Genomic DNA, 6,964 nt, shown 5'->3' with positions numbered 1-6,964 from the left:
ACTTTTGATGGTCAACTTACTGCCGCCACCGACCGCGTAGCCTGTGGTGCTGCCGCTGGGGCGGGCGACTGCGGTGCGTTGTCCGGTGTGCTGGTGTGGTGTGGCGTGGGCATGGTCGGTGTTGGGTGCGTGCCAAAAAAGCGGGGTGTGGAGCGGGCGATTCCAGGTGGCGATTTCAAATCGACAGTGGATCCACGTCAATGGCCCAGCGCAGCAGGCGCTTGAAGGCGGGTTCGCGGCGCAACCCGTGCAACACCGCCTGCCAGTGGTGCAAGAAGCGCAGTAAATCGGGCCGGGAAGTGCCTTCCACCAGCATCTGCGCCCGCTCCACGTTGGCCACGCGCTGGATGGTGGTGGGCACTGCCGGGTACAGCATCAACGCATCACGTCCGGGCAGGCCGGTGCTGGCGCTGGCCGCTTCGGTCAAAAAGGCCTGCGCCAGGTTTTGCTCATGCGCTTCAGCGCGCACCAGCGCCTGGTAGCCAAACGGGGGCATCTGCGCGGTGGCGCGCTCCTCCAGTTGCTGGGCGGCAAAGGCCGGGTAATCGTGCCGGACCAGGGCGGCAAACAGCGGGTGATCCGGGTGCCACGTCGGCACCCACAGTTCCACCTGGCTGCCCTGTGCGCTCACAAAGGCGGCATCGCGCCCAGCCCGGCCCGCCGCTTGCATCAGCAGCGCAAACAGACGCTCGGGTGCGCGGTAGTCGCTGGCAAACAGGCCGCTGTCGGCGTTGAGGCACGCCACCAGGGTGATGCGCCGAAAGTCGTGCCCCTTGGCAATCATTTGCGTGCCCACCAGCACGTCCACGTCGCCGGCGTGCATGTCGTCCAGATGCTGTTCCAGGATGCCCTTGTGCCGGGTGCTGTCGGCATCCACCCGCAGCACGCGCACCGGGCCGCCGTCGGGGCGTTGCACGTCGGCCAGCAGTTCGGCCAGGTGTTCCTCCATCTGTTCCGTGCCCCGGCCCAGGCCCGCAATGTCGAGGTTGCCGCAGTCCGGGCACGCCGCGGGTACCCGCACCGTGTGGCCACAATGGTGGCAGCGCAGCGTGCGGTCGATCTTGTGGAACACCGCGTGCGCGCTGCAATGCGGGCAATCGCTTTTCCAGCCGCAGTCGTGGCAGGTCAGCACGGGCGCGTAGCCACGCCGGTTGAGCAACACCATCACCTGTTCGCCCCGGGCGATGCGCTGGCGCATGGCATTCACCAGCTGCGGGGCCAGCACGGTCTTTTTGGGCTGCTGGTTCATGTCCACCAGCCGCAAGCGGGGCAGGGCACCACCGCCCATGCGTTCGGGCATGTTCAAGCGCAGGTAGCGCCCCTGTTCGGCGGCGTGCCAGCTTTCCAGCGACGGTGTGGCCGAGCCCAGCACCACCCGGCAATGTTGCCCGGTTTGGTCCGATTCCAGCTTGCCCCGGTACACCGCCAAATCGCGCGCCGAATAACGCGCCCCTTCCTGGCTCTTGTAGCTCGGGTCGTGTTCCTCGTCCACCACAATCAGGCGCAAGTGCGGCAGGCTGGCAAACACCGCCATGCGGGTGCCCAGCACAATGCGCGCCCGCCCCAGGTGCGCCAGCAGCCAATGGTTGAGGCGTTGCGCCGGTGTCAGCCCGCTGTGCAGCGACACCACCCCCAGCGCCCCAAAACGCGCGTTGAAGCGCGCCTCCAGCTGGGGTGTCAGGTTGATTTCAGGCACCATTACCAGCGCCTGGGCTTGCGGGTCGGCATCCAGCGCGTGCTGCACCGCACGCAGGTAGACCTCGGTCTTGCCGCTGCCGGTGGCCCCGAACAGCAACACAGGACGTTGTGTGTGCTCCAGCGCGGCCAAGGCGGCGGCCTGTTCGGTGGTCAGCTCAGGGGGTGGCTGCGGTGTTGGGGCGTGGTCGCGCTGCGTGGCCGCTTCACGCTCCAGCTTCTTGAGCTTGCGCTGCAGCTGCGCCGCATCCAGTTCACGCAGCTGTGGCGGCAGGGCGGCCAGTGCCACCTCGCCCAGCGAGCGCTGGTAATAGCGTGCGGTGAACGCCACCAGCTGGCGCCAGCGGTCGTTCAGTGGGGGCAAGTTGTCCAGCGTGCCCAGCACCGCCTTGGTGGCCCGACTGGTGCTAGCAGGATCAGGCCTGTCCTCCTTGGATGCAGAACTCGCCTCTTCTTCTGCCACAGCAGGCACACATCCCCACACCACCCCGGGCACTTCACGCCGACCCAGTGGCACACGCACCACGCTACCGGGAACCAGTGCCACCGCGCTGTGGTAACTCAGCGTCGCTCCCAGCCCGGCGTGGCTGGGCGTGGTCACCACCACTTCCACCGCAAAGTTCATCTGCAACTGCCGCGTGGCAAAGAATCAGGCCGCAATGCTGGCGCTGGCCGCCTGACGCAGCTGGCGCGAGTGGCTGTGTACCGTGTCCACCAGCACCTGCACGCTGTCCAGCGGCGTGTGCTGGTTGATGCCATGCCCGAGGTTGAAGATGTGGGTCGGGCCGGTCGTGCTGCGGTCGGTGTGCGGCGCGCCAAAACTGTCCAACACCCGGCGCGCTTCGGCGGCCACCTGTTCCGGTTGGGCAAACAGCACGTTCGGGTCCAAATTGCCCTGCAAAGCCTTGCCGGTACCGCCCACGTTGCCACCCACCTGTGCCCGCGCCTTGGCCAAATTCACCGTCCAGTCCAGCCCCAGCACATGGCAGTCCAGCCTAGCCATGTCGTCCAGCCACAGTCCGCCGCCCTTGGTGAACACGATGCGTGGAATCACCTGCCCGTTGTGTTCCCGCGGCAACTGGCTCAGCACGCGCTGCGTGTACGCCAGACTGAACTGCTGGAAGTTGCCATCGGCCAACACGCCGCCCCAGCTGTCAAACACCATCACCGCCTGTGCCCCGGCCTCAATCTGGGTGCGCAGGTACAGCGCCACCGCATCGGCATTAACCTCCAGCACGCGGTGCATCAAATCGGGGCGCTGGTACATCAGGGTCTTGACCTGACGGTAGTCCGAACTGCCACCACCCTCCACCATGTAGCACGCCAGTGTCCACGGGCTGCCCGAAAAACCAATCAACGGCACGCGCCCGTTGAGTGCCTTGCGGATCGACGTCACCGCGTCAAACACATAGCGCAGCTTGTCCATGTCCGGCACGGCCAGCGCGGCCACGTCGGCTTCGGTGCGCACCGTGCGCTCAAACTTGGGGCCTTCGCCCAGCGCAAAACTCAGGCCCAGCCCCATCGCGTCGGGCACCGTCAAAATGTCGCTGAACAAGATGGCCGCATCCAGCGCGTAACGCTCCAGCGGCTGCAACGTCACCTCGGTGGCGTAGTCCACATTCGTGGCCAGCCCCATGAAGCTGCCCGCCTGCGCCCGCGTGGCGCGGTACTCGGGCAGGTAGCGCCCCGCCTGACGCATCAACCACACTGGGGTGTAATCGGTGGCCTGACGCAGGCAGGCGCGCAAGAAAGTGTCGTTTTGTAAAGGGGCAAAGCTCATGGGGGCGGTCCGTCGGTCTATTGAGGGGTGCAAAACCCCTTGATTATCCCGTCTGGTGTGGCCTCCATCCCCGCCTGGCCCCGGCCATCCACGTATCAGCGTGGCGCCAGCACCCGCAACACCTCGTCCACGCTCAAGATCTCCGACAACACCACCGGCGCTTGCCCAGGCCGGAACAGTGCGTACACCGGCACCCCGTTGCGCCCCAATTGCTGCAACGCCTGCGTCACCGCCGGGTCACGCCGCGTCCAGTCCGCCCGCAGCAAAGCCACGTTGCCCGCTTGGGCCGCTTGCAACACCGCCGGATCGGCCAGCGCATGGCGCTTGTTGTACTGGCAGGTCACGCACCACGCGGCGGTAAAGTCCACGAACACCGCACGTCCCTCGCCCAACAGTGCCGCCTGCCGTTGCGGATGCCACTCGCGCCACCCGCCTGTCCTGGCGCTGTTGGCCGCTACGTCCTCTGTGGCCAGCGCCGTGGGGTGCGGTGCCAGTTGCGTCACCAGCGGCCCCAGCACCGTGCCCAGCCACACCAGCCCTGCCACCGCCAGGCCCGACAGCACCCAGCGCGTCGCCCCGTGTTCATGGCCCAGCGCCCACAGCCACAGCGCCAACACCACCAGCCACATCAGCAGCGCAGCGGCACCGTCAATGCCCGTCTGTTGCCCCAGCACCCACAGCAGCCACACCACCGTGGCAAACATCGGAAACGCCATCAACTGCTTGAACGTCTCCATCCACGGCCCCGGGCGTGGCAACAGGCGTGCCACCGCAGGCACCCAACTCGCCACCAGATACGGCAGCGCCATGCCCAGCCCCACCGCCGCAAACACCGCCAGCGCCTGCCCAGTGGGCAACGCAATCGCCAACCCCAGCGACGCGCCCATGAACGGTGCCGTACATGGCGACGCCACCGCCACCGCCAGCACCCCGGTCAACCATGCGTCCGCCACCGGGTGGCGCAACTGCAACCCCGCCACTGCGCTGGGCAACAGGCGACCAAAATCAAACACCCCGGCCAGATTCAAGCCAATCACCGCAAACAGCACCGCCAGCGCCGCCACCACCGCCGGCTGCTGCAACTGAAAACCCCAGCCCAGCTGTTCCCCCGCCGCGCGCAAGCCCAGCAACACCCCACCCAGCAGCACAAACGACAGCACCACTCCCGCGCTGTACGCCAGCCCCGCCAGCCGGTGCATGCGGTGATCCTCACCCTGGCGCGCAAACGCCAGCACCTTGATTGCCAGAATCGGAAACACGCACGGCATCAAGTTCAGCGCCATGCCACCCAGCAGCGCCCCCAGCAGTGCCAGCGTCCAGCGCCACACGTCGCCCGTACCGTTGTTGTCCGATGTGCCGGTGGGCGCGGCGGCCTGCGTCGCGTTCTGCTCCAGCGCCGCACTCAGCGCAGCGGGCAGCTCTGCCGTGACCGGCGCCACCGCAGGCCAGCCACCTGGCACCGGCACCACCATCCGCACCCCGGCTTCGGCCTGGGCGTGTCCGCCGCCGTCCGCCGCACGCGCCACCACCAGCGGCACCATGCCCGGGCTCTCACTGCGGTGCTCCGACAGCGGCACCTCCGCCTCCCACACCCCAGCGGCCCAACGCTGCGTCCAGGGCGCGCCCGGCGCAATCAGCCCATTCAATTCCGGAAACAACTCCAGCCGCTGCCCTTGCCACGCCGTCGGCAAGCCCTCCAGCCGCACCTGCAACCTGCCCTGCGCCACCGCCAGTTGCGAGCCTCCCGTGGCCACCTCCTGTGGCACCGCTGCCCGCGCCGCCTCAAAAGCTGCACTGTGCAACGTCACGGCCTGCTTAGGCCGATCCAGCCGCAGCTCCAGCCGCCCTTGCTGCGGCAGGCACTCCTGCCGACACGCCAGCCAGCTTGCCTGCACCGCCAGCGTGGCGGCGCGGCTGGCGTCAAATGCCGGTGCCACCGTCACCGGTACCGGCAACAGCACCGTGCCGCCATAGCCGTAATTCGCCAGCTCGCCCAAAGGAAACTTGCTCGGCGTCGGCCACGCCACCGGCCCCGCTTCCAGCCCCGGCGGCAGCTGCCACTGCAACTCCGTGGCCAGTCCCGAATCGCCCGGATTCTTCCAATACGTGTGCCAGTCCGGCGCGTGTTCCAGTTGCAGCCCCAGCCACACCGTGCGCCCCGGGGCCACCCCGTCGGGGGCGTGCAACAGCAACTCGGCGCGCACCTGCTCCGTGTGCAACACCGCCGCGCCCGCCGCCGACAGCCAGCCCTGCGCCAGCACCGGCCCCAGCCACACCAGCGCCAGCCAGCCCAGCACCCATCTCCAAAACCGCATCCTGCCGCTCCCGCCTTGTTGCACAAACCGCTCCGTCCGAGCACCCGTCACCCGCAAAGTTCCAGCGCCACCCCGCTACCATCCGTGGCATGGCCCACCCACTCCCCACCCCCGCCGCAGCGCCCGCTCTCCCGCCCGCCTCCATGCCCCGCTGGGCCGACCTCTGCACCACCGCCTTCGCCACGCTCGACCCCGCGCGCACCGTCGCCATCCTGCCCGTGGCCGCCACCGAACAGCACGGCCCGCACCTGCCCCTGTCTGTCGATACCGATCTTCTGGAAGGCATTCTGCAAGCCGCCGCACCACACCTGCCACCCGATACCCCTGTTTACGCCTTGCCCACCCAGGCCATCGGCCTCAGCCCCGAACACCAACGCTTTCCCGGCACCCTCACACTGCGCCCCGAAACCATTCTCCACCTCTGGTTCGACATCGCCGCATCTGTGGCCCGCAGCGGCGTGCGAAAACTCCTCATCTTCAACAGCCACGGCGGCCACAGCGGCCTGATGGACGTGGTGGCACGCGACATCCGCCCCCGCCTTGGCCTGCTCGTCTACCACGCCAGCTGGTTCAACCTGCCACTGCTCGACGAACACGGCCACGACCTCAACGCCCGCTTTTCCGCCGATGAACACCGCTTCGGCATCCACGCTGGCCAGATCGAAACCGCCCTGATGCTCGCCCTGCGCCCCGATCTCGTCCACATGGAGCACGCCCAGCACTTCCACTCCACCTCCGCCGACCGCGCAGCGCGCTACCCCATCCTCGGCAATGGCCGCAGCGCCAAACTCGCCTGGCAGATGCAGGACTACAACCCCCACGGCGCCGTGGGCAACGCCACCCTGGCCGATGCCGCCACCGGCCAGGCCCTGCTCGCAGCCGCAGGACTGTCCCTGGCCCAGCTGCTGCAAGAACTCTCAGCCCTGCCACTCTCCACCCTCACCGACGCAGTGCAGCCCCAGCCCGCTGCCCTTTGATCCTCGCCACCAATGGCATGGCGAGGAACACATGCGCCAAAGAATCAGCCAGGCTGGCTCAACGCCTCCAGGCGCTCCAGCGCCGCCATCAGCTCGTCCTCAATCGCGCTGTGGCGTGCGGCCAAGGCCGTGGCCCGCGCCGGATCGGTGCCAAACAACTGCCCGCCGTCCAGTTCAGTATCAATCTGGCGTTGTTC

At 67.8% G+C, this 6,964-nt stretch carries 5 protein-coding genes (1 of these 5 cut by a window edge); 1 reads left to right on the top strand and 4 read right to left on the bottom strand.

What is annotated here, in order from left to right; all coding sequences use genetic code 11:
* Positions 1-175: 175 nt before the first annotated feature.
* The 3 genes from priA to CON76_RS06185 all read right to left on the bottom strand — a co-directional run bounded on the left by priA (position 176) and on the right by CON76_RS06185 (position 5,790).
* On the bottom strand, positions 176-2,320 hold the full coding sequence (gene priA / locus CON76_RS06195) for a replication restart helicase PriA (RefSeq protein WP_101102503.1): 2,145 nt from the start codon (positions 2,318-2,320) through the stop codon (positions 176-178).
* 24 nt (positions 2,321-2,344) lie between these two features.
* The gene (gene hemE / locus CON76_RS06190) at positions 2,345-3,475 is read right to left on the bottom strand and encodes a uroporphyrinogen decarboxylase (protein WP_101102502.1); all 1,131 of its coding nucleotides are present in this window, start codon (positions 3,473-3,475) and stop codon (positions 2,345-2,347) included.
* A 95-nt stretch (positions 3,476-3,570) separates the two neighbouring features.
* Positions 3,571-5,790 carry a protein-disulfide reductase DsbD family protein gene (locus CON76_RS06185; protein WP_101102501.1) on the bottom strand — a complete coding sequence of 740 codons (2,220 nt, stop codon included), beginning with the start codon at positions 5,788-5,790 and terminating at the stop codon, positions 3,571-3,573.
* 89 nt (positions 5,791-5,879) lie between these two features.
* On the opposite strand from CON76_RS06185, the gene CON76_RS06180 reads away from it, so the two are divergent.
* Positions 5,880-6,767 carry a creatininase family protein gene (locus CON76_RS06180; protein WP_169929002.1) on the top strand — a complete coding sequence of 296 codons (888 nt, stop codon included), beginning with the start codon at positions 5,880-5,882 and terminating at the stop codon, positions 6,765-6,767.
* Between the two features lie 44 nt (positions 6,768-6,811).
* On the opposite strand, the gene CON76_RS06175 is transcribed toward CON76_RS06180, so the two are convergent.
* On the bottom strand, positions 6,812-6,964 hold the end of the coding sequence (locus CON76_RS06175) for an ATP-binding cassette domain-containing protein (protein WP_101102499.1). 1,776 nt of this gene lie beyond the right edge of the window; only the last 153 of its 1,929 coding nucleotides appear in the window; its start codon lies beyond the right edge, outside the window; the stop codon is at positions 6,812-6,814.

The organism is Macromonas bipunctata, assembly GCF_002837135.1.
Taxonomy (GTDB): Bacteria; Pseudomonadota; Gammaproteobacteria; order Burkholderiales; family Burkholderiaceae_C; genus Macromonas_A; species Macromonas_A bipunctata.
This window is presented reverse-complemented; position numbering and strand designations above follow the sequence as displayed.